Raw genomic sequence first — 20537 nt, forward strand, 5'->3', positions numbered from 1 at the left:
CTGTCCGGATCGTTGAGATTAGCAGCGGAACCCGTGCGACGCGAACCGACGCGCCAGGGTTGTGAGCCATCTCGCATGCACCGGGAGGACTGGGTTTGCTTACGCGCCGGGGCTGAAGTGCTTCTGCGCGGTACCGCGGGCGATTAGCCGGGAGATGTAGTCGAGTTTCTGCGGGTCGCGGTCGACAAATCTGAAGGTCAGTTGCAGCCACTCACTGTCCGGTTTTGGCTCGAAGGCCGCGACGGCATGCAGGTAGCCGTTGAGCCGTGCGGTTTCTGCCGCTTCGCCCTGTTCCAGATCGAGCACCGCGCTTTCCAGCACCTGCGGCAGTACCTCGGTGCGTTTGACCACCAGCAGCGCTTCCTTGAGGCTCAGCGCCTTGATTACGCAGGACATGCTGGCGCCACCGGGCAAACGCAACTGGCCCTGACCTCGACCACTGGGGGCGCTGGCGGCCGGTGCTTTGGCCGCCGCAGGTTTCCCGGCAAAGGCCGCAGCGGCTTGCACCGCTGGCCCTGCTGCTGGTTTGACCACATCGGCTTTGCCGCCGGTCAAAGCGGACAGCGAGTCGTTGGCGAAGGAGCCACTGCTGAGCATTTTCGGCGGCGCGCTGGACATCAGCGCCTGCAATTTGCCGGCGCGGCTAAGGGCCTTTTTCACCTTGGTGATCAGTTGTTCGTTGGAAAAGGGCTTGCCGATAAAATCGGAAACGCCGGCCTGAATCGCCTGCACCACGTTCTCTTTATCACCGCGGCTGGTGACCATGATAAACGGGACGATCTTCAGGGCTTCTTGTTCGCGGCACCAAGTAAGCAGTTCCAGGCCAGACATTTCCGGCATTTCCCAATCGCAGAGAATCAGGTCAACCGGCTGGCGCGTCAGCATCTGCAGGGCTTTTCGCCCGTTGACGGCTTCCTCGATCTGGATGCCTGGGAAGTGGTCGCGCAAACCCTTTTTCACCAAGTCGCGGATAAAGGTTGCGTCGTCCACTACCAGCACGCTGACTTTGCTCATCGGCCACTCCTGTTCTGATGGCCTTAAGCATAGTCACGGCTACTGGCCAAAGGCCAACCGAAATGCACCATATGTCGCGATCAGGCGCATCTTTGCCATGTAGCACCGTACGAGCAGCGCGCTAACGCCGCCCGCAACAGCCGACTCAGTTGCCTTTTTTGGTGCCCTGCACTTCTTCCTGCATGCGGGTCAGGCCGATGTGTTTCACGTCGGTGCCGCGTACCAGGTAGATCACCAGTTCGGCGATATTGCGCGCGTGGTCGCCGATGCGCTCCAGCGAACGCAGGGCCCAGATGATGTTGAGCACGCGCGAAATCGAGCGCGGGTCTTCCATCATAAAGGTCACCAGTTCACGCAGCGCGGTCTTGTATTCGCGGTCCACGGTCTTGTCGTACTGCGCCACCGACAGCGCCAGGTCGGCGTCGAAACGGGCGAAAGCGTCCAGTGCTTCCTGCACCATCCGGCGTACCTGATCGCCGATATGCCGCACTTCGACGTAGCCGCGTGGCGCCTCGCCTTCTTCGCACAGCAGAATCGCGCGTTTGGCGATCTTGGTGGCTTCGTCGCCGATACGCTCGAGATCGATTACCGACTTGGAAATGCTGATGATCAAACGCAGGTCGGACGCGGCCGGCTGACGACGGGCGAGAATGCGCACGCACTCTTCGTCGATATTGCGCTCCATCTGGTTGATCTGGTCATCGATCTCGCGCACTTGCTGAGCCAGACCGGAGTCGGCGTCGATCAGTGCGGTAACCGCATCGTTGACCTGCTTCTCGACCAAGCCGCCCATGGCCAGCAGGTGGCTGCGCACCTCCTCCAGCTCGACGTTGAACTGCTGGGAGATATGCTGGGTAAGGTTTTCTTTGTTGATCATGTGCTAACCCTTGAATTAACCGGATACGTGTCGACAGTGAATGGGCTTGCCATCAGCCGTAACGACCGGTGATGTAATCCTCGGTTTGTTTCTTCGCCGGGTTGGTGAACAGCGTATCGGTATCACCGAACTCGATCAGTTTGCCCATGTACATAAACGCCGTGTAATCCGAGACCCGCGCCGCCTGCTGCATGTTGTGGGTAACGATGACGATGGTGTACTTGGATTTCAGTTCGTAGATCAGCTCTTCAACTTTCAGCGTGGAGATTGGGTCGAGGGCCGAGCAAGGTTCGTCGAGCAGCAGCACTTCCGGCTGCACCGCTACGGTACGGGCGATCACCAGACGCTGTTGCTGACCACCGGAGAGGCCGAGTGCCGACTCGTGCAGACGATCCTTCACTTCATCCCACAGCGCCGCGCTTTTCAGTGCCCATTCCACGGCTTCATCGAGCACGCGCTTCTGATTGATGCCCTGGATGCGCAGGCCGTACACCACGTTCTCGTAGATGCTCTTGGGGAACGGGTTGGGCTTCTGGAACACCATGCCAACGCGACGACGCAGTTCGGCAACGTCTTCGCCCTTGCGGTAGATGTTCTTGCCGTCGAGGTTGATTTCGCCTTCAACGCGGCAACCGTCGACCAGATCATTCATCCGGTTGAAGGTGCGCAGCAGGGTCGACTTGCCGCAACCAGACGGGCCGATAAAGGCCGTCACGCGCTGGTTGGGGATGGTCATCTGCACGTCGAACAGCGCCTGCTTCTCGCCGTAATAGAGGTTCAGACCAGGTACGTCGATGGCCACGCGCTCGTTGGCCATGTTCAGGCCCTGGCGGTCGCGGCCGAGGGCCGCCATGTCGATACCGTGTGTATGTGTTTCGTGCTGCATGGGATGCTCCCTACGCTAACAAATGCGTTAAGCCGCCGCGGCCAGCAGGCCGCGGCGCAATGATTAGTGATCCAGCGCCTTGTACTTCTCGCGCAGGTGGTTGCGGATATAGACCGCCGCCATGTTCAGCACCACGATGACCAGCACCAGCAGCAACGCGGTGGCGTACACCAGCGGCCGCGCGGCCTCGACGTTGGGGCTCTGGAAGCCGACGTCGTAGATGTGGAAGCCCAGGTGCATGATCTTCTGATCGAGGTGCAGATACGGGTAGTTGCCATCCAGCGGCAGCGAGGGTGCCAGCTTGACCACGCCCACCAGCATCAGCGGCGCCACTTCGCCAGCGGCGCGGGCCACGGCGAGAATCAGACCTGTCATCATCGCCGGGCTGGCCATTGGCAGCACCACGCGCCAGAGGGTTTCCACCTTGGTCGCGCCGAGGGCCAGAGAGCCTTCACGCACCGCGCGAGGAATCCGCGCCAAACCTTCTTCGGTGGCCACGATCACCACCGGCAGGGTGAGGATCGCCAGGGTCAGCGAGGCCCACAGCAGGCCCGGCGTACCGAAAGTCGGCGCCGGTGCGGCTTCCGGGAAGAACATGCGGTCCAGCGAGCCGCCCAGTACATAGACGAAGAAGCCCAGGCCGAACACGCCGTAAACGATGGCCGGAACGCCGGCCAGGTTGTTTACCGCGATGCGGATTACCCGAGTCAGCGGGCCCTGCTTGGCATATTCACGCAGGTAGATAGCCGCGACCACGCCGAACGGGGTGACGATCACAGCCATGATCAGGGTCATCATCACGGTGCCGAAAATCGCCGGGAAGATGCCGCCTTCGGTGTTGGCTTCACGCGGGTCGTCGCTGACGAACTCCCACAATTTGGCGAAGTAGAAGCCGAGCTTGTCGCCCATGCCCATGGCATTCGGCTGGAAGGCCCGCACCACCTTGCCCAGGCTGATGGTCACTTCACGGCCATCGGCTGTTTTCAGCGTGACGCTGTCGCGGTTGAACGCCTGATTAAGGGCGATCAGCTCGGTTTCCAGCACCTTGTACTCGGCATCCCACTGCGCACGCTCGGCGTCCAGTTCTGCCTGGGCGACGTCGTCCAGCTTGCCCTGCAGCTCCAGCTTGCGGGTTTGCAGACGGATACGTTCCAGACCGGCGTTGATCCGCCCGATGTCTTTCTTCTCCAGGCGCACCAGGTTCTTGTGCAGCTGCTCAACGCGCTCCAGGCGCTCTTGCAGCGCGGGCCAGCTGGCATCGCCTTCGGCAACCAGTTCGCCGTTTTCCTTAACATTGACCAGGTAGCCGTAGAAGTTGCCCCACTCGCGGCGCTCCAGCGCCGTGAGGTTTTCCGGGGTGCGCAGGTTACTCAGCCACTCGCCGACCACCCAGGTGAAGTCCGCGCCATACACATCGCGGTTACCCACCTTGAACAGCTCGCGGGTCATAAATTCGCCGCCTTCAGCCTCCACCGGCAAGCCGGAAGCGGCCAGACGCGCACGCGGCACTTCTTCGATCTGGGTGATCTCACCGGCCATCACCTTGGCTTCCTGACCAGGGATCTGGTAGTCGGCTTCAACGATATCAGCCGGCCAGAAGTGGCCGAGGCCGCGCACGGCGATCACCATCATCAGACCCAGGGTCATGATCACCGCGATCGATACCGCGCCGGCGTTCATCCAGATCCACGGCGTACCGCTCTTGAACCAGGTTTTCAGGTTGTTCTGTTTCACGGACATATACCTTCCCAAGCCTTAGAGCGAGGCGTACTTGACGCGCAGACGCTGGCGCACCAGCTCCGCCAGGGTGTTCATGACAAAGGTGAAGCCGAGCAGCACCAGCGCCGAGAGGAACAGCACGCGGTAGTGAGTACCACCGACTTCCGATTCGGGCATTTCCACCGCCACGTTGGCGGCCAGGGTGCGCAGACCTTCGAAGATGTTCATGTCCATGATCGCGGTGTTGCCGGTGGCCATCAGCACGATCATGGTTTCGCCAACGGCGCGACCCATGCCGATCATCACCGCCGAGAAGATGCCTGGGCTGGCGGTGAGAATCACCACGCGGGTCAGGGTCTGCCACGGCGTGGCACCGAGGGCCAGGGAGCCGAACGTCAGGCTCTTCGGCACACTGAACACGGCGTCTTCGGCAATCGAGTAGATGGTCGGGATCACCGCAAAGCCCATGGCCAGGCCGACTACCAGGGCGTTGCGCTGGTCGAACGGAATGCCCAGATCATTGCTCAGCCACATGCGCATGTTGCCGTCGAACATCCAGTTCTCCACGTGGCCGCTCATGGCCAGCGAGACATAGCCCACCAGCAGGATTACCGGGATCAGCATCGCCGACTCCCAGCCATCCGGCACGCTCAGGCGGATCGACTCGGGCAGACGGCTCCACAGGTAACCCGCCAGCAGAATGCCGATCGGGGTAAAGATCAGCAGGCTGAAAATCCCCGGCAGATGGCCTTCCACATAAGGGGCGAGGAACAGGCCGGCAAAGAAGCCGAGAATCACTGTCGGCAGCGCTTCCATCAGCTCGATCACCGGCTTGATCTTGCGACGCAGCGCGGGGGCCATGAAATAGGCGGTGTACAGCGCGGCAGCGATGGCCAGCGGCGCGGCCAGAAGCATGGCGTAGAACGCGGCTTTCAGCGTACCGAAGGCCAGCGGCGCGAGGCTCAGCTTGGGTTCGTTGTCGGTGCTGGCGGAAGTCGACTGCCAGACGTAGCCCGGCGCGTCATAGTTCTCGTACCAGACCTTGCCCCACAGCGAGCTCCAGGAAATTTCCGGGTGCGGGTTGTCGATGATCAAGCGTTGCAGCTGGCCATCGCTCTCCACCAATACGCGGTTGGCGCGCGGCGACAGGGCGGCCAGAGCCTGACCTTCGGCAACCGGCTCAACCAGCAGGGTGCGGTGCGCGGTGCTGTGGAAGATGCCTAGGTTGCCTTTGGCGTCCAGGGCAAAGAAGCCCTTGCGGCGCTCTTCCGGGAGAATCTGGATGATCGGGCTGTCGGCCAGTTGGAAGCTGCGAATCGACTTCAGCACGGCCTTGCCGTCTGCTTCGCGCACCATAAACCACTGGGCGATGCCGCCGCTGGTGTCACCGATCATCAGCGAGATACCGCCGAGCAGCGAGGTGGCGTTGCTGACTTCCAGCTTGCCATCATCCAGCAGCTTGTAGCGGCCATTCAGGCTGTTGCTGCGCATGTCGAAGACATCGGCAGTGGCGCGACCGTTGACCACATACAGCCACAGGTGGCGTGGGTCGATGATCAGCGCCTTGATCGGCTCGGCGATCTGGGGCAGAGCGACGCGCTCTTCGCTGAGGGTCACCTCGCCGGTCATCATGTTTTCTTCGCGACCCAGGCTCAGCACGTGCAGCTCGGTGCCGGTGGAACCCGCCAGCATCAGCGTGCCGCTGTTCAGGCTGACGCCCATGTGATCCAGCTCGCGACCCTGAGGGTCGAGCTCGATCGGCGCTTCACCGAACGGGTACTCAATGCTCGGCGTGATGGTTTGCACATCATTCGGGTAGCTGAGCTTGTAGACATGCTGGAACACCAGCACCTGGCCGTTGGACAAGCCCAGGGCAACGCGGTTGCTACCTGGCTGGTCCTGGCCGACCGAAACAATTCGCGCATCCGCTGGGATCGGCAGTTGCACGCTGTTCAGCGGCTGCATCTTCTTCGCATCGAAGAACTGCACCTTGCCGCTCTGGTCCAGGCGCATGGCCATCTGGTTCTGTTCTTCCAGGGTCAGCAGCAGCGGCGCGGCAGCTTCATTCAACCAGGCAACCTGTACCGGCTTGCGAGTGTCCAGGCTGGCGCCCTGGAACATCGGCAGCACCACGTAGGCGAGGTAGAAGAAGATCAGGGTGATGGCGCCGAGTACGGCCATACCACCGATGGATACCGCCCAGCGGGCGAAACGATCTTTCAGCGCGCGGATACGCCGCTTGCGCTGCAGGGCCGGGGTGTTGAAGTCCAGCCCGAGGGATTTGGATGTGGCGGTCATGGTTTCACTAGCCAAGTCATTCATAGGTAAGAGCGTCTCTGCGCAGCCATGAGCGCGCCATAGTGATTTCTGTCGCTATACGAGGCGCTAACTCTAGCCGCCCTATGTGACAGAAAAGTTACAGCGCTTTGACAAAGCAACGCCCACCTGTCGTAAACGAAGGCGGGCGTGCGACTTACTTAGGCGTCCTTGCCTGTACCGGGATTACTCCAGGCCCAGCTCCTTCAGGGTTTTCGCAGCCACTTTGCTTGGCAGCGGGATGTAGCCGTCTTTCACAACCACTTCCTGACCTTGCTTGGACAGCACCAGCTTGACGAACTCGGCGTCCAGCGGGCTCAGCGGCTTGTTCGGTGCCTTGTTGACGTAAACGTAGAAGAAGCGAGCCAGCGGGAACTTGCCAGCCAGGGCGTTTTCTTCGTTGGCGTCAAAGGCTTCGCCGCCTTTCTTCGACAGAGGCACAGTCTTCACGCTGGAAGTCTTGTAGCCGATGCCCGAGTAACCGATGGCGTTGATGGTGCTGGAGATCGACTGCACCACGGAAGCCGAACCTGGCTGCTCGTTGACGTTAGCCTTGTAGTCGCCTTTGCACAGGGCTTCTTCTTTGAAGTAACCGTAGGTGCCGGATACCGAGTTACGACCGAACAGCTGAATCGGCTTGGCAGCCCACTCACCGGTCATGCCCAGGTCACCCCAGGTTTTGATATCGGTAGCGCCACCGCACAGGCGGGTGCTGGAGAAGATCGCGTCAACCTGAGCCATGTCCAGGCTCTTGATTGGGTTGTCTTTGTGCACGAATACCGCCAGGGCGTCGATGGCCACCGGTACGGCAGTCGGCTTGTAGCCGTATTTCTCTTCGAACGCCTGGATCTCGGCATCCTTCATTGGGCGGCTCATTGGGCCCATGCTGGCGGTGCCTTCAGTCAGAGCGGGCGGCGCAGTGGAAGAACCGGCGGCCTGGATCTGGATGTTGACGTTCGGGTATTCCTTTTTGAACTCTTCAGCCCACAGAGTCATCAGGTTGGCCAGGGAGTCGGAACCAACGCTGGACAGGTTGCCCGATACGCCGGAAGTTTTGGTGTAGCTCGGCAGAGCCGGATCGACAGCAGCAACCGCAGTGGCGGTAGCCACGCCAGCGGCGACAAAAGTCATGGCCGCCATCAAACGCTTAAGTTTCATGCCTTACTCCTAGCAGACTAGTGTTGGATTGAACGGGGCCAAGTATCTGTAGGCCGCATGACGACTGTATGTATGCAATGTGACAGTTAGATGAACGCTGCTGAAATTTTGCCGCAGTCGATGGCCTGGCGTGCAAAGCCCAGCCGGCCAAGTGCCATGGTCGCCCTGCGACTGCCGAGTCGCTATACTCGCTGCGCCCGCACTCCCGCGGGCCTGCTGGGCCGACCCGCGATAGCCGCAGAGCCTGACTCGCCGCCACCGCCAAGCCCCGCACCGCGCCAATAAAAACAACCGCGCCGCGAGCCTATCCGATGCACGATTTCGAACAGGAAGACCCCATTCCGCAAGGCGACCTGGCTTTGCAGATCACCGCACTGCCGCGTGAAACCAACGGTTTTGGCGATATCTACGGCGGCTGGCTGGTGTCGCAGATGGACCTGGCCGGCACCGCCATGGCCAGCAAGGTCGCCGGCGGCCGCGTAGCCACCGTGGCCATCGACCGTATGGCCTTCCTGGTGCCGGTAGCGGTTGGCGCGCAGCTGTCCTTCTATACGCAAACCGTGGAAGTAGGCCGTAGCTCGATCCAGATGCTGGTCGAAGTGTGGAGCGACGATCCACTGTCCAGCGAATGGCGCAAGGTCACCGAGGCGGTCTTCGTCTTCGTCGCCATCGACGGCAGCGGCCGCACTCGACCGGTGCCTGCGCGGCGCTGATAGCGGATGGTGAAACGAAAACGCCGGCTCAAGAGCCGGCGTTTTGCTGTGCGCTAGAAATCAGCCGCGGATGTTGTAGATGTCCTTCTCGTTCAGCTCGGCGTATTCGTACAGACGCTTGAGATAAGCCTTCTGCTGAGCCCATACCTTGCTTGCTACCGGATCGGCGGCGGCGCTGGCGTCGACCACTTCGGCGGCCACTTCCTTGAGCTTGGCCAGCACTTCGTCTGGCAGACGGCGCACTTCCACGCCTTCGCCTTTGAGCTGCTCCAGGGCCTCCATGTTCTTCGCGTTGTAGTCGTCGAGCATGTCGCCGTTCACATCACGAGCGGCGGCACGGACGATGGCCTGCAGATCCGCTGGCAGGGTTTCCCAAGCCTTGATGTTGATATCCAGCTCGAAGGTCACGTTCGGCTCTTGCCAGCCCGGGGTGTAGTAGTACTTGGCGGCTTTGTGCAGGCCCAGGGCCTGGTCGTTGTATGGGCCGATCCACTCGGTGGCGTCGATGGCGCCGGTCTGCAACGCAGTGAAGATCTCACCGGCCGGCATGTTGACCACGGTGCCGCCCATCTTGGTCAGCACTTCGCCGCCCAGGCCTGGGGTACGCATCTTCAGGCCCTGGAAGTCGGCCACGCCGTTGATTTCCTTGTTGAACCAACCCGCGGTTTGCACGCCGGTCGCACCGCAGGCAATCGGCAGTACGCCGAACGGCTTGTAGGTTTCTTCCCACAGCTGCATGCCGCCACCCTTGTGCAGCCAGGCATTCATTTCCTGGGCGTTGGGGCCAAATGGCAGGGCGCAGAAGAACTGCGCGGCCGGCACTTTGCCTTTCCAGTAGTAAGGCGCGCCGTGGCCCATTTCGGCAGTGCCGCGGCTCACTGCATCGAATACTTCCAGCGCCGGCACCAGCTCACCAGCGGCATAGACTTTGACCTTCAAGCGGCCATTGCTCATTTCATCAACCAGCTTGGCGAAGCGCTCGGCACCGACGCCTACGCCGGGGAAGTTCTTCGGCCAGGAGGTGACCATTTTCCAGTTGAAGGTTTGGCTGCTCGCGCCTTCTTGGGGCTTACCAGCGGTTTCAGCCTCTTGTTTGCAACCGGCCAGTGCCGTGGCTGCAAGGCCTACGCCTGCTGCTGCGAGAATTTGACGACGTTTCATGCAAAGCTCCTTTATTGTTGTAGTGGTCTGACCACAGGATCACTGCGGACCCACCGCGCCTGAGTAACATAGGGGTAAGTGACTCTCAAGCCTAGCGGATACGACTAAAGTTGTAGTGCCATTGCCGCACGTGCCCGGGCCTGCCTAGAATCGCCGGCCTGCCTGCCCACAAAGCCCATAACCATAAGGACTCATAATGTCCGATAAACCTCCTCTGCTGCTCGGCCTTGCTCATCTGATCGATTCATTCAACGCCCGTTTCGGCAAAGCCTGCGCCTGGCTGACCCTGTTTCTGGTGCTTGGCACCGCCATCGTGGTGGTCCTGCGTTACGGTTTCGGCATCGGCGCCACCGCCCTGCAGGAAGCAGTGCTGTATGGCCACGCTCTGGTATTCATGGGCGCCGCCGCCTGGGTGTTGCAACGCAACGGCCACGTGCGCGTGGACATCTTCTATCAGAAGTTCAGCGCCAAACGTAAAGCCCTGGTCGACAGCCTCGGCACTCTGCTGTTTCTGCTGCCGGTGTGCCTGTTCCTCGGCTGGTCCAGCTGGGATTACGTCAGCAATTCCTGGTCGACCCTGGAAGGCTCCAGCGAGTCGGGCGGCCTGAAATTCGTCTACCTGCAGAAGAGCATCATCCTGGTGCTGGTGATCAGCCTGGTCCTACAAGGAATCTCCGACTTGATCAAATTCGCCAATATCCTCACCGGCCGCCTGCCAGCCGTGGAGGTGAACCATGGCTGAGTTGATGGCGATTCTGCTGTTTATCAGCATCTGCGCGGCCCTGATGGCCGGCTACCCGGTGGCCTTCACCCTGGGCGGTGTGTCGCTGCTGTTTGCCGGTATCGGCATCCTCACCGGCACCTTCGATGGCGGCTACCTGAGCGCCCTGCCCAACCGCCTGTTCGGCATCATGAACAACCAGACCATGCTGGCGGTGCCGCTGTTCGTATTCATGGGGGTGATGCTGGAGAAGTCCAGGGTCGCTGAAGACTTGCTGGAGTCCATGTCGCGGCTGTTCGGCACCCTGCGTGGCGGTCTGGCGATTTCCGTGTGCGTGGTCGGCGCGCTGCTCGCCGCATCCACCGGGATCGTCGGCGCCACTGTGGTGACCATGGGCCTGCTGGCCCTGCCAACCATGCTGCGCCGCGGTTATGACCCGGCGATTGCCACCGGCACCCTGGCCGCCACCGGCACCCTGGGGCAGATCATTCCACCGTCCATCGTGCTGGTGCTGCTAGGCGACGTGATGTCCAGCGCCTACCAACAGGCGCAGCTGAAGATGGGCATCTTCTCGCCGAAGACCGTCTCGGTCGGTGACCTGTTCGTCGGTGCGCTGATCCCCGGCTTGATGCTGGTCGGCATGTACATTCTCTACATCATCGGCGTGGCGATCCTGCAACCGAAGAAGCTGCCGGCTCTGCCGCAGGAAGAGCTGGGCCCGATCGAATGGGGCAAGCTGATCAACGCCCTGGTACCGCCGCTGCTGCTGATCGGTGCAGTACTCGGCTCGATCCTCGCCGGTTACGCCACCCCGACCGAAGCCGCTGCACTCGGCGCTCTGGGCGCCATGCTGCTGGCCTTCTACAAAGGCAAGCTGAACTTCGGCCAGCTGCGCCAAGTGGCCTACGGCACCACCGAAATCAGCGCCATGGTGTTCCTCATCCTGATCGGCGCCTCGCTGTTCTCCCTGGTGTTCCGCGGCTTCGGCGGCGAAGCGATGATCGAGGACATTTTTGCCCAGTTACCTGGCGGCGTGCTCGGCGCGTTCTTCCTGGTGATGGTGGTGATCTTCCTGCTCGGCTTTATCCTCGACTTTATCGAGATCACCTTCGTGGTGGTGCCGATTGTCGGCCCGGTATTGCTGGCCATGGGCTTGGACCCAGTGTGGCTGGGCGTGATGATCGCGCTGAACCTGCAGACGTCCTTCCTTACTCCGCCGTTCGGCTTTGCGCTGTTCTACCTGCGCGGGGTCACCCCGGCCTCGGTGCCCACAAGCACCATCTATAAGGGCGTGGTGCCATTTATCCTGATCCAGATCCTGCTGCTGGTGATTGCCTACCAGTTCCCGGGGCTGATCACCTGGTTGCCGGAACAGGTCTACGGCAAGTAAGCCTGACTCCTGCCACAGAACGCCCGTCACTGACGGGCGTTTTGCTTTCTGCGCGTAAGCTGGGCTCCAATAGCCTTCTTTATCCTTCCTTCTACGAGTACGCCGATGGCCAGATCCCACGTTGAACGCCTTGAGCTGGATGAGCTGACCTGCTGGCGCGCACGCGTTGGTGCCCGCGAGCTGCTGATCAGCCAACAAGGCGCGCAGATACTCAGCTACCAGGAGGATAACCAACCGCCGCTGATCTGGCTCAGCGAGCAAGCGGCCTACAAGCGCGGCCAGGGTGTGCGCGGCGGCGTGCCAGTTTGCTGGCCCTGGTTCGGCAGCCTGCAACGCAACCCGCAGGAGGTGCAGACCATGCACCTGCAGCCTGCCGCTGCGCCCGCCCACGGCCTAGTGCGCAACCTCGACTGGCAGCTGCAAGGCATCGACAGCCGTGATGACGGCGTCCAACTCGAGTTCGCCTACAACAGCGCCATCCAGCCCCTTACCGACTGGCCCCACGCCGCCGAACTGCGCTTGAGCATTCGCCTGGATGAGCGCCTGCATATCCAGCTGAGCAGCCGCAACCTGGGCGACACGCAGCTGGTCATCAGCCAGGCGCTGCACAGCTATTTTGCCGTCAGCGATATCCGCAACGTCGCGGTCGAAGGCCTGCACGGCTGCCGCTATATCGAAACCCTGGAAGACTGGCAGCAACGCCAGCAGGACGGTCTGCTGCAATTCAGCGGCGAGACCGACCGCATCTACCTGGACACCCCGTCACAACTGAGCATCCTCGACCGCGCCTGGCAGCGGCGCATCCAGCTGCACAGCAGTGGCTCAAACTCGGCCGTGCTATGGAACCCCTGGATCGACAAGGCGCAACGCCTCTCGCAATTCGCCGCCGACGCCTGGCCCGGCATGCTGTGTATTGAACATGCCAACGTACTGGACGACATCCGCGTACTGGCAGCGGGTGAGCAACATCAGCTCGATTTGAGTCTCTGGGCTGAACCCTTCAGCGATTAACCGACCAACGGTTGACCCCCTCCCTTCGCCGAGCCCGCTCGGGCTCGGCGGCAGCACATCCGTCACATGCCAATCCGGAAAAACCTGCACTACGTCACACTAACTTGCAGCAGCCACCCAACTTCTGTGACGTGCCACTAATTTGCCAGTAAGCAATTACTTACATATAGAGCGCTATATCCCTACATCAACTGCATGATTAGCTTACTTGCGTATTAGTTCTCACAATTTTCAGGAACTATCGTTCCACTTATTAATCGTCGAATATCGCTCACTGTTACATATTTCACACTTTCAGCGGTTGTCCGACACTCTTCATGGGGCTAGGATGCCCACCTCACTAGGACGTGCGCAACTTGTTGCACATATAAGTGCGCAACTTCTTGCGCACTTGCGGCGCAACAGGACGGACTTCAGAAGCCTCAACAACTTCGTTGAAGTTACCCGCAGCGATAATCGAGTCATGGAATGACCTATTCAAACAAACTCACTGCTCATTATTTAGAGCTGGCCAAACTCCCTATTAATGAAGGGAACTTTGCCGGTAATGACGTGCGTTATTCCAGCGAATACGAAGTTCTCGAAAATGAGCTGGGCAAGGCCACCGCGCTGCACGAAACGGCGGCGATTGACTGGCAAAAGGTCCGCGAAAACAGCGAGATATTGCTCAGCGCCCACTCCAAGGATTTGCGCGTCGCCGCCTGGCTGATCTGGGGTCTTTACCAGCGCGAATCCTTCCCCGGTCTGCAGGCCGGCTTCAGCCTGCTGCACTACCTGTGCATCAACCATTGGACCGAGCTGCACCCCCGTAAGGCGCGCACCCGTGCCGCCGCCATCAGCTGGCTGATTCCGCGCCTGGAACAAGCGCTGGCCGAGCACGTACCGATTGGCGAGCAACTGGCACTGTTCCGCAGCCTGGCCGAACAACTGCGCGCCCTGGAAGCCTGCCTGGCCGAACACCTGGGTGAAGATGCGCCACTGCTGCTGCCGCTGTGCCGTCGCCTGGATGAACTGGTCAAACGCGCCAGCCAGGGTCAGCCGGAGCCAGGCTCGGTCGGTGCGGCGATTGCCCAGGTCAAGCAGGCTGCCAGTCAGATGCTCACCCCCGGCGCACCGGTGGAAAGCGAAAAAGAAGCGCACAAAAGCCTGCGCAGCCTGCAAGACCAGGCCCGCCCGCTCTGCGCTTATTGGCTGAAACAGAAAGCCAGCGACCTGCGCGCCCTGCGCCTGACCCGCACCCTGCTCTGGCTGCCGATCGACAGCCTGCCGGAACGCAACGCCGAACAGGTCACCGCGCTACGCGGCCTGCCGGCGGACAAGCTGGCCAGCTATCAGGAGCGCTACCAGAACGGCCAATACGCCGATCTGCTGGTCGACCTGGAAGCCAGCATCGCCCGCGCGCCCTTCTGGCTCGACGGCCAGCATCTGGTCTGGCAATGCCTGCATGAGCTGGATGCTGAGCAGGCGATGCGCGAAGTGGAAATCCAGCTCGCACTGTTTATGCAGCGCATGAGTGGCCTGGAAGAACTGCGCTTCCACGACGGCAGCGCCTTTGCCGATGCACAAACTCGCGCCTGGCTCAGCTCCCACGTGATGCCGCATGTGCAGGCACCGGTCAGCGAAAACGCGCCCGTCGCCAACGACGGCAACAGCCAGCCGGCCTGGGAGATCGCCCTGCAGGAAGTGCTGCCGAAACTGCGCAAGGACGGCCTGAAATCCGCCGTGCAGCAACTCAAGCTCGGCCTGGCCAAGGCACGCGGCGGCCGCGAACGCTTCTTCTGGCAGCTGACCCTGGCGCGCCTGTGCTACAGCGCGAAGAAATACGAACTGGCCAAGACCCAACTCGAATCGCTCGACCAGACGCTACAGGCCACCGGCCTCGGCGACTGGGAACCCGATCTCGCCCTGGACGTACTGCGCATGCTGCACAGCTGTTGTGAGCTGTTGCCGCAGAACCACGCAATACGTGAAAGCAAGGAAGAGATCTACCGCAGGTTGTGCCACCTCGATCTTGAAGTGGTACTGGACTAGGCCCTCGGGCCATAACCGTAACGGAGAATGACCATGGCCAAAGAAGGCTCGGTAGCCCCCAAGGAACGCATCAACGTCACTTTCAAACCCGCCACCGGCGGTGCTCAGGAAGAGATCGAACTGCCACTGAAACTGATGGTTCTGGGTGACTTCACCCAGCGCGCCGACGATCGCAAGATCGAAGACCGCAAGCCGATCAGCATCGACAAGAACAGCTTCGACGAAGTGCTGGCCAAGCAGGAACTCAACCTGACCTTCGCCGTGCCTAATCGCCTGCAAGACGACGCCGAAGGCGACGACATGGCGGTGCAGCTGCGCATCAACTCGATGAAGGACTTCAACCCGGCCAACCTGGTCGACCAGGTTCCTGAGCTGAAGAAGCTGATGGAACTGCGCGACGCCCTGGTTGCTCTGAAAGGTCCACTGGGCAACGCCCCGGCCTTCCGCAAGGCGATCGAAAGCGTGCTGGCTGACGACGACTCGCGTGACCGCGTACTCGGCGAACTCGGCCTGGCTGCCCAAGGCAAGCTGGACTCCTGATTCAATTAACAAGGAAGCTAATTCATGAGCACTAGTGCAGCAGTAGAAAGCGGTCGCAGCGCCGCCGACCTCGGCATCCTCGACCGCATCATTGCCGAGACCAAACTGACTCCGGACGACGAAGCCTATGACATCGCCAAGCGTGGCGTGTCGGCCTTTATCGAAGAGTTGCTGAAGCCGCAGAACGAAAATGAGCCCGTGAAAAAGGCCATGGTCGACCGCATGATCGCGGAGATCGACGCCAAGCTCAGCCGGCAGATGGACGAAATCCTCCACAACGCTGAATTCCAGGCGCTGGAATCCTCCTGGCGCGGCCTCAAACTGCTGGTGGACCGCACCAACTTCCGCGAAAACATCAAGCTGGAGATCATCAACGCCTCCAAGCAGGACCTGCTTGATGACTTCGAAGACAGCCCGGAAATCACCCAGTCCGGCCTGTACAAGCACATCTACACCGCCGAATACGGCCAGTTCGGTGGCCAGCCGGTCGGCGCGCTGATCGCCAACTACTTCTTCGACCCGAGCGCTCCGGACGTCAAGACCCTGCAATACGTTGCCAGTGTCGCCAGCATGTCCCATGCGCCGTTTATCGCTGCTGCCGGCCCGAAATTCTTCGGTCTGGAAAGCTTTACCGGTCTGCCGGACCTGAAGGATCTGAAAGATCACTTCGAAGGCCCGCAATTCGCCAAATGGCAGAGCTTCCGCGAGCAGGAAGATGCTCGCTACGTCGGCCTGACCGTACCGCGCTTCCTGCTGCGCAACCCGTACGATCCGGAAGACAACCCGGTGAAGACCTTCGTCTACAAAGAGAACGTCGCCAACAGCCACGAGCATTACCTGTGGGGCAACACCGCCTACACCTTCGCTTCCAAGCTGACCGACAGCTTCGCCAAGTTCCGCTGGTGCCCGAACATCATCGGCCCGCAGAGCGGTGGCGCGGTAGAAGACCTGCCGCTGCACCACTTCGAAAGCATGGGCGAGATCGAAACCAAGATCCCGACCGAAGTGCTGGTTTCCGACCGTCGTGAATACGAGCTGGCCGAAGAAGGCTTTATCGCCCTGACCATGCGCAAAGGCAGCGACAACGCCGCATTCTTCTCCGCCAACTCGGCGCAAAAGCCAAAGTTCTTCGGCATCAGCGAAGAAGGCAAGACCGCTGAACTGAACTACAAGCTCGGCACCCAGCTGCCGTACATGTTCATCATCAACCGTCTGGCCCACTACCTGAAAGTGCTGCAGCGCGAGCAGATCGGCGCGTGGAAAGAGCGCACCGACCTGGAGCTGGAACTCAACAAGTGGATCCGCCAGTTCGTTGCCGACCAGGAAAACCCGAGCTCCGAAGTACGTAGCCGTCGTCCGCTGCGTGCCGCTCAGGTGATCGTCAGTGATGTTGATGGTGAGCCGGGCTGGTACCGCGTCAGCCTCAACGTGCGTCCGCACTTCAAGTACATGGGTGCCGATTTCACCCTGTCGCTCGTCGGCAAGCTGGACAAGGAATAAGCATCCTTATGGCCGGGTACGGAAGCCTATTCGAACGCCTCGGTGGTGAAGCCAGCCAGCGCGCTGGCTGGAGCCGCGAGGTCGCCGCCATGGCGTCGGTGGCTACCCACCTGGCGAAAATGCTCAGCACCCGGGCGGGCAGCGTGCAAACGCTGCCCGACTACGGGTTGCCCGATCTCAACGATATGCGTCTGTCGCTGCACGATTCGCTGCAGCAGGCGCGTATCGCCATCGAACGCTTTATCGAAGCGTACGAACCGCGTTTAAGCGACGTGCGGGTGATTTCCCTGCCCCGCGACAACAACCCGCTGAGCCTGGCCTTTGCCATCGAAGGCCTGCTGGAAGTGGACGGCTTTAAACGCCAAGTCAGTTTCTCCGCGCGCCTGGACGGCAGCGGACAGGTCAAGGTCAATTAAGGAGAGCCCATGTCCGGTAAACCCGCAGCCCGCGTCAGCGACCCCACCGCTTGCCCGATTCCCGGTCACGGCACCAATCCGATTGTCGCCGGCTCCCCCGACGTGCTGTTCGACAGCCTGCCCGCCGCGCGCATGGGCGACCCCACAGGCTGCGGCAGCGCGCTGGCCAGCGCGGTAATCCCCACCGTGCTGATCAACAACAAGCCAGCCACCGTGCTCGGCACCGTGGGCAACCATGGCAATCCGGTGATCGCGGGCTCAGGCACCGTGCTGATTGGCGGTTGACCTGATACAGCCACAAGGATGAACCGCTGAGATGTCTTTTAACCACTACTACCAGAGCGAACTCACCGCCCTGCGCCAACTCGGCAAGCGGTTTGCCGAGCGCAGCCCGGCGTTGGCGCCGTTTCTTGGGCAGAGCGGGCGCGACCCGGATGTCGAGCGGCTGCTGGAGGGTTTCGCCTTTCTGACCGGGCGCCTGCGGCAGAAGCTTGATGACGAGCTGCCGGAGCTGACTCACTCGCTGATGCATCTGCTGTGGCCGAACTATATGCGCCCGCTGCCGGCGTTCAGCATGCTGCAGTTCGACCCGCTCAAGCGCCCGGGCGGTGCCTTGTTGGTGCCACGGCATACGCCGGTGGAATCCAAGCCGATCCAGGGCGTGACCTGCCGTTTCCGCACCGCCTTTGCTACCGAGGTGCTGCCACTGGCGCTGAATGGCCTGGATTACTCGGTAAAGGGTGATGGTGCGCTGCTCAGCCTGCGTCTGGCGATGAGTGCCGATGGCCATCTTGGCGATCTCGACCTCAAGCAGTTGCGTCTGCACCTGTCCGGTGAGCGCTATATCAGCCAGCTGCTGTATCTGAGCCTGTTGCGCCACCTCGGCGGCGTGCAGCTGGTGTTGCTGAATGCGGCCGGCAAGCCGTTACAGGGCGCTGATGATCGCCCATTGCTGCCACTGCAACTGCCGGCCAGCAATGTTCAGCCGGTGGGTTTTGCCGAAGATCAGGCGCTGATCCCCTACCCGCTGAACACCTTCCGCGGGTACCGCTACCTGCAGGAATACTTCGCCTTCCAGGACAAGTTCCTGTTCGTCGATCTGCTCGGCCTGGATGTGCTCAAGCGCGTGCCCGAAGACGTACTCAAGCAGGCGCGCGGCATCGAGCTGCGTTTCGATATCCACAAGGCCGGCGTGCAACGCATCCGCCCGACCCTGGATAACGTGCGTCTGTATTGCACGCCGGTGGTCAACCTGTTCGCCCATGACGCCATCCCGATCCGCCTAGACGGCAAGCAGGATCAATACCTGCTGCTGCCCTCGGAGCTCGACTCCGAGCATTGCGGGGTGTTCTCGGTGGATCGTGTCACCGGCTGGAAGCCCGGCGGCAAGGGTTACGAAGAGTACGTGCCGTTCGAATCCTTCGAGCATGACGCCAGCTTCGATGTGCCCCTGGCGCGTCCGCACTACAGCGTGCGCCAGCAACCTTCACTGCTTGGCGACGGCCTGGAAACCTACCTGAGCTTCGGCCTGCGCAACCTCGACCAACACGAAACGCTGTCCATCGAACTGACCTGTACCAATCAGAACCTGCCACGCCAGCTGGGCCTCGGTGATATCTGCATGCCCTGCGAGGACACCCCGGAGTTTCTCACCTTCCGCAATATCAGCGCGGTCACCCCGAGCTACGCGCCACCGCTGCACCGCGACTTTCTGTGGAAGCTGATCAGCAATATGTCGCTGAACTACCTGTCGCTGGCCAACGTCGACGCGCTCAAGGTGATCCTCGAAACCTACGACCTGCCGCGTTACTACGACCAGCACGCGGAGAAGGTCAGCAAGCGCCTGCTCGACGGTCTGAAAAGCATTAGCCACCAGCACGTCGACCGCCTGCATCGCGGCCTGCCGGTGCGCGGTGTACGCACGCAATTGACGATCAACCCCGAGGGTTATGTCGGCGAGGGCGACCTGTTCCTCTTCGCCACCGTACTCAATGAATTTTTCGCCCTGTATGCCAGCTTGAACTCGTACCACGAGCTGCGCGTACAGAGCACACAGGGAGAGGTGTACCAATGGACGCCGCGCATGGGGCTACAGCCCCTGCTCTAAACCGGCTTAGCCGGGGCATCCGCGAGTACAGCCTGTTTCAGGGTGTGCAGTTGGTGCTGGAACGCTTGCACGCCGCCCATCCTGAACTGGATGAGGAGGCGCTGTATCAGCGGCTGGAACTGCAGGCCAACCCGAGCATGGGGTTCCCCGGTAGCGATATCGATCGCGTGCAATTCTTTGAAGAGCACGGCGAGCTGCGCGCGCGCCTACGCATCAACCTGGTCAGCCTGTTTGGTGCCGGCTCGCCGCTGCCGGCGTTCTACGGTGAACAGGCGCTGGGTGACAGTGAAGACGGCAACCCGACCCGCGCGTTCCTCGACCTGTTCAACAACCGTCTGCAGCGCCTGTTGCTGCCGACCTGGCAGAAATACCGCTACCACACGCGCTTCCAGAGCGGTGCGGTCGACCCGTTCTCCGCCCACCTGTTTGCCCTGATCGGCCTGGGCGGCGAAACCATTCGCAGCGCCTCCGAGCTGAACTGGAAACGCCTGCTGCCCTACCTCGGCCTGCTCAGCCTGCGCGCCCACTCGGCGGCGTTGATCGAGTCGGTGCTGCGTTACTACTTCAAGCACGCCGATCTGCATATCGAACAGTGCCTGGAGCGTCAGGTGGAAATCCTCGGCGAGCAGCGCAACCGCCTCGGCCTGGCCAACAGCCAACTGGGCGAGAGCCTGGTGCTCGGCGAGTTCGTACGCGATCGCGGCGGCAAGTTCCGCATCCATGTACGCCAGTTGAACTGGGATCGCTTCCATGAATTCCTGCCCATCGGCAGCGGCTATCAACCGCTCTGCGCGCTGGTGCGCTTCACCCTGCGCGACCCGCTGGATTACGACATCCGCCTGGAACTGCGCCAGGACGAAATACGCGAATTGCGCCTCGGCGCGGACAACCCCTGCCTGCTGGGCTGGACCACCTGGCTGGGGCGTGACAACGCCGACGGCGTGGTCACCCTCGGCAGCAAAGCTCATTAAGGATTG

The 20537-nt window shown here is 61.2% G+C and carries 18 protein-coding genes; 11 read left to right on the forward strand and 7 right to left on the reverse strand.

The genetic code is table 11. The annotated features are described in order from the left end of the window. Positions 1-99: 99 nt before the first annotated feature. From ACQ4LH_RS06880 to ACQ4LH_RS06905, 6 genes are all read right to left on the reverse strand, one after another. The gene (locus ACQ4LH_RS06880; RefSeq protein WP_430696522.1) at positions 100-1014 is read right to left on the reverse strand and encodes a response regulator; all 915 of its coding nucleotides are present in this window, start codon (positions 1012-1014) and stop codon (positions 100-102) included. 145 nt (positions 1015-1159) lie between these two features. Further along, a complete protein-coding gene (gene phoU, locus ACQ4LH_RS06885) occupies positions 1160-1891 on the reverse strand; it encodes a phosphate signaling complex protein PhoU (protein ID WP_430696523.1) in 732 nt (243 codons plus the stop codon). A 52-nt stretch (positions 1892-1943) separates the two neighbouring features. Beyond that, positions 1944-2777 (reverse strand): phosphate ABC transporter ATP-binding protein PstB, encoded by an 834-nt coding sequence (gene pstB / locus ACQ4LH_RS06890; protein ID WP_430696524.1) that lies wholly within the window; start codon positions 2775-2777, stop codon positions 1944-1946. A 63-nt stretch (positions 2778-2840) separates the two neighbouring features. After that, entirely contained in the window at positions 2841-4517 is a 1677-nt protein-coding gene (pstA, locus tag ACQ4LH_RS06895; RefSeq protein WP_430696525.1) for a phosphate ABC transporter permease PstA, read from the reverse strand. Positions 4518-4532: 15 nt separating this feature from the next. Then, positions 4533-6818: an ABC transporter permease subunit gene (locus ACQ4LH_RS06900; protein WP_430696526.1), complete on the reverse strand. Its 2286-nt coding sequence runs from the start codon at positions 6816-6818 to the stop codon at positions 4533-4535. Positions 6819-6998: 180 nt separating this feature from the next. Then, positions 6999-7970, reverse strand: coding sequence for a PstS family phosphate ABC transporter substrate-binding protein (locus tag ACQ4LH_RS06905; RefSeq protein WP_160013773.1), 972 nt, complete (start codon positions 7968-7970; stop codon positions 6999-7001). Between the two features lie 311 nt (positions 7971-8281). On the opposite strand from ACQ4LH_RS06905, the gene ACQ4LH_RS06910 reads away from it, so the two are divergent. After that, on the forward strand, positions 8282-8683 hold the full coding sequence (locus ACQ4LH_RS06910) for an acyl-CoA thioesterase (RefSeq protein ID WP_160342913.1): 402 nt from the start codon (positions 8282-8284) through the stop codon (positions 8681-8683). A 60-nt stretch (positions 8684-8743) separates the two neighbouring features. Here ACQ4LH_RS06910 and ACQ4LH_RS06915 read toward each other — a convergent pair whose 3' ends face one another. Then, the gene (locus ACQ4LH_RS06915) at positions 8744-9844 is read right to left on the reverse strand and encodes a TRAP transporter substrate-binding protein (protein WP_430696527.1); all 1101 of its coding nucleotides are present in this window, start codon (positions 9842-9844) and stop codon (positions 8744-8746) included. 196 nt (positions 9845-10040) lie between these two features. Here ACQ4LH_RS06915 and ACQ4LH_RS06920 point away from each other — a divergent pair, with 196 nt between their 5' ends. The 10 genes from ACQ4LH_RS06920 (at position 10041) to tssG (ending at position 20531) form a co-directional block, all read left to right on the forward strand. After that, the gene (locus tag ACQ4LH_RS06920; protein ID WP_430696528.1) at positions 10041-10586 is read left to right on the forward strand and encodes a TRAP transporter small permease subunit; all 546 of its coding nucleotides are present in this window, start codon (positions 10041-10043) and stop codon (positions 10584-10586) included. Further along, positions 10579-11955 (forward strand): TRAP transporter large permease, encoded by a 1377-nt coding sequence (locus tag ACQ4LH_RS06925; RefSeq protein WP_430696529.1) that lies wholly within the window; start codon positions 10579-10581, stop codon positions 11953-11955. Before ACQ4LH_RS06920 ends, ACQ4LH_RS06925 begins: the two co-directional genes overlap by 8 nt. Before the next feature lie 105 nt (positions 11956-12060). Then, the gene (locus ACQ4LH_RS06930) at positions 12061-12966 is read left to right on the forward strand and encodes a D-hexose-6-phosphate mutarotase (protein ID WP_430696530.1); all 906 of its coding nucleotides are present in this window, start codon (positions 12061-12063) and stop codon (positions 12964-12966) included. Between the two features lie 468 nt (positions 12967-13434). Continuing rightward, the gene (gene tssA / locus ACQ4LH_RS06935) at positions 13435-14997 is read left to right on the forward strand and encodes a type VI secretion system protein TssA (RefSeq protein ID WP_430696531.1); all 1563 of its coding nucleotides are present in this window, start codon (positions 13435-13437) and stop codon (positions 14995-14997) included. 33 nt (positions 14998-15030) lie between these two features. Beyond that, a complete protein-coding gene (gene tssB, locus ACQ4LH_RS06940; RefSeq protein WP_160086074.1) occupies positions 15031-15537 on the forward strand; it encodes a type VI secretion system contractile sheath small subunit in 507 nt (168 codons plus the stop codon). Positions 15538-15561: 24 nt separating this feature from the next. Beyond that, positions 15562-17037, forward strand: a complete 1476-nt coding sequence (gene tssC, locus ACQ4LH_RS06945) for a type VI secretion system contractile sheath large subunit (RefSeq protein ID WP_108489172.1) — start codon at positions 15562-15564, stop codon at positions 17035-17037. Positions 17038-17045: 8 nt separating this feature from the next. After that, positions 17046-17453 (forward strand): type VI secretion system baseplate subunit TssE, encoded by a 408-nt coding sequence (gene tssE / locus ACQ4LH_RS06950; RefSeq protein ID WP_160086076.1) that lies wholly within the window; start codon positions 17046-17048, stop codon positions 17451-17453. A 9-nt stretch (positions 17454-17462) separates the two neighbouring features. Further along, positions 17463-17738, forward strand: coding sequence for a PAAR domain-containing protein (locus ACQ4LH_RS06955; RefSeq protein ID WP_430696532.1), 276 nt, complete (start codon positions 17463-17465; stop codon positions 17736-17738). A 31-nt stretch (positions 17739-17769) separates the two neighbouring features. Continuing rightward, complete coding sequence (gene tssF, locus ACQ4LH_RS06960) at positions 17770-19560, forward strand: type VI secretion system baseplate subunit TssF (protein ID WP_430696533.1); 1791 nt, start codon at positions 17770-17772, stop codon at positions 19558-19560. Then, the gene (gene tssG / locus ACQ4LH_RS06965; RefSeq protein ID WP_430696534.1) at positions 19524-20531 is read left to right on the forward strand and encodes a type VI secretion system baseplate subunit TssG; all 1008 of its coding nucleotides are present in this window, start codon (positions 19524-19526) and stop codon (positions 20529-20531) included. Before tssF ends, tssG begins: the two co-directional genes overlap by 37 nt. Positions 20532-20537: the final 6 nt, after the last annotated feature.

It is taken from the genome of Pseudomonas peli, from assembly GCF_050563605.1.
In the GTDB taxonomy this organism is placed as follows: domain Bacteria; phylum Pseudomonadota; class Gammaproteobacteria; order Pseudomonadales; family Pseudomonadaceae; genus Aquipseudomonas; species Aquipseudomonas peli_A.

What these genes read in the sequence shown, in the direction of transcription:
- ACQ4LH_RS06905 (WP_160013773.1), bottom strand. Translation starts at nt 7,970, where the DNA reads ATGAAACTTAAGCGTTTGATGGCGGCCATGACTTTTGTCGCCGCTGGC.
- ACQ4LH_RS06930 (WP_430696530.1), top strand. Translation starts at nt 12,061, where the DNA reads ATGGCCAGATCCCACGTTGAACGCCTTGAGCTGGATGAGCTGACCTGC.
- tssF (WP_430696533.1), top strand. Translation starts at nt 17,770, where the DNA reads ATGTCTTTTAACCACTACTACCAGAGCGAACTCACCGCCCTGCGCCAA.
- tssA (WP_430696531.1), top strand. Translation starts at nt 13,435, where the DNA reads ATGACCTATTCAAACAAACTCACTGCTCATTATTTAGAGCTGGCCAAA.
- ACQ4LH_RS06910 (WP_160342913.1), top strand. Translation starts at nt 8,282, where the DNA reads ATGCACGATTTCGAACAGGAAGACCCCATTCCGCAAGGCGACCTGGCT.
- ACQ4LH_RS06955 (WP_430696532.1), top strand. Translation starts at nt 17,463, where the DNA reads ATGTCCGGTAAACCCGCAGCCCGCGTCAGCGACCCCACCGCTTGCCCG.
- tssG (WP_430696534.1), top strand. Translation starts at nt 19,524, where the DNA reads ATGGACGCCGCGCATGGGGCTACAGCCCCTGCTCTAAACCGGCTTAGC.
- ACQ4LH_RS06880 (WP_430696522.1), bottom strand. Translation starts at nt 1,014, where the DNA reads ATGAGCAAAGTCAGCGTGCTGGTAGTGGACGACGCAACCTTTATCCGC.
- tssC (WP_108489172.1), top strand. Translation starts at nt 15,562, where the DNA reads ATGAGCACTAGTGCAGCAGTAGAAAGCGGTCGCAGCGCCGCCGACCTC.
- ACQ4LH_RS06920 (WP_430696528.1), top strand. Translation starts at nt 10,041, where the DNA reads ATGTCCGATAAACCTCCTCTGCTGCTCGGCCTTGCTCATCTGATCGAT.
- ACQ4LH_RS06915 (WP_430696527.1), bottom strand. Translation starts at nt 9,844, where the DNA reads ATGAAACGTCGTCAAATTCTCGCAGCAGCAGGCGTAGGCCTTGCAGCC.
- ACQ4LH_RS06900 (WP_430696526.1), bottom strand. Translation starts at nt 6,818, where the DNA reads ATGAATGACTTGGCTAGTGAAACCATGACCGCCACATCCAAATCCCTC.
- phoU (WP_430696523.1), bottom strand. Translation starts at nt 1,891, where the DNA reads ATGATCAACAAAGAAAACCTTACCCAGCATATCTCCCAGCAGTTCAAC.
- tssE (WP_160086076.1), top strand. Translation starts at nt 17,046, where the DNA reads ATGGCCGGGTACGGAAGCCTATTCGAACGCCTCGGTGGTGAAGCCAGC.
- tssB (WP_160086074.1), top strand. Translation starts at nt 15,031, where the DNA reads ATGGCCAAAGAAGGCTCGGTAGCCCCCAAGGAACGCATCAACGTCACT.
- pstA (WP_430696525.1), bottom strand. Translation starts at nt 4,517, where the DNA reads ATGTCCGTGAAACAGAACAACCTGAAAACCTGGTTCAAGAGCGGTACG.
- ACQ4LH_RS06925 (WP_430696529.1), top strand. Translation starts at nt 10,579, where the DNA reads ATGGCTGAGTTGATGGCGATTCTGCTGTTTATCAGCATCTGCGCGGCC.
- pstB (WP_430696524.1), bottom strand. Translation starts at nt 2,777, where the DNA reads ATGCAGCACGAAACACATACACACGGTATCGACATGGCGGCCCTCGGC.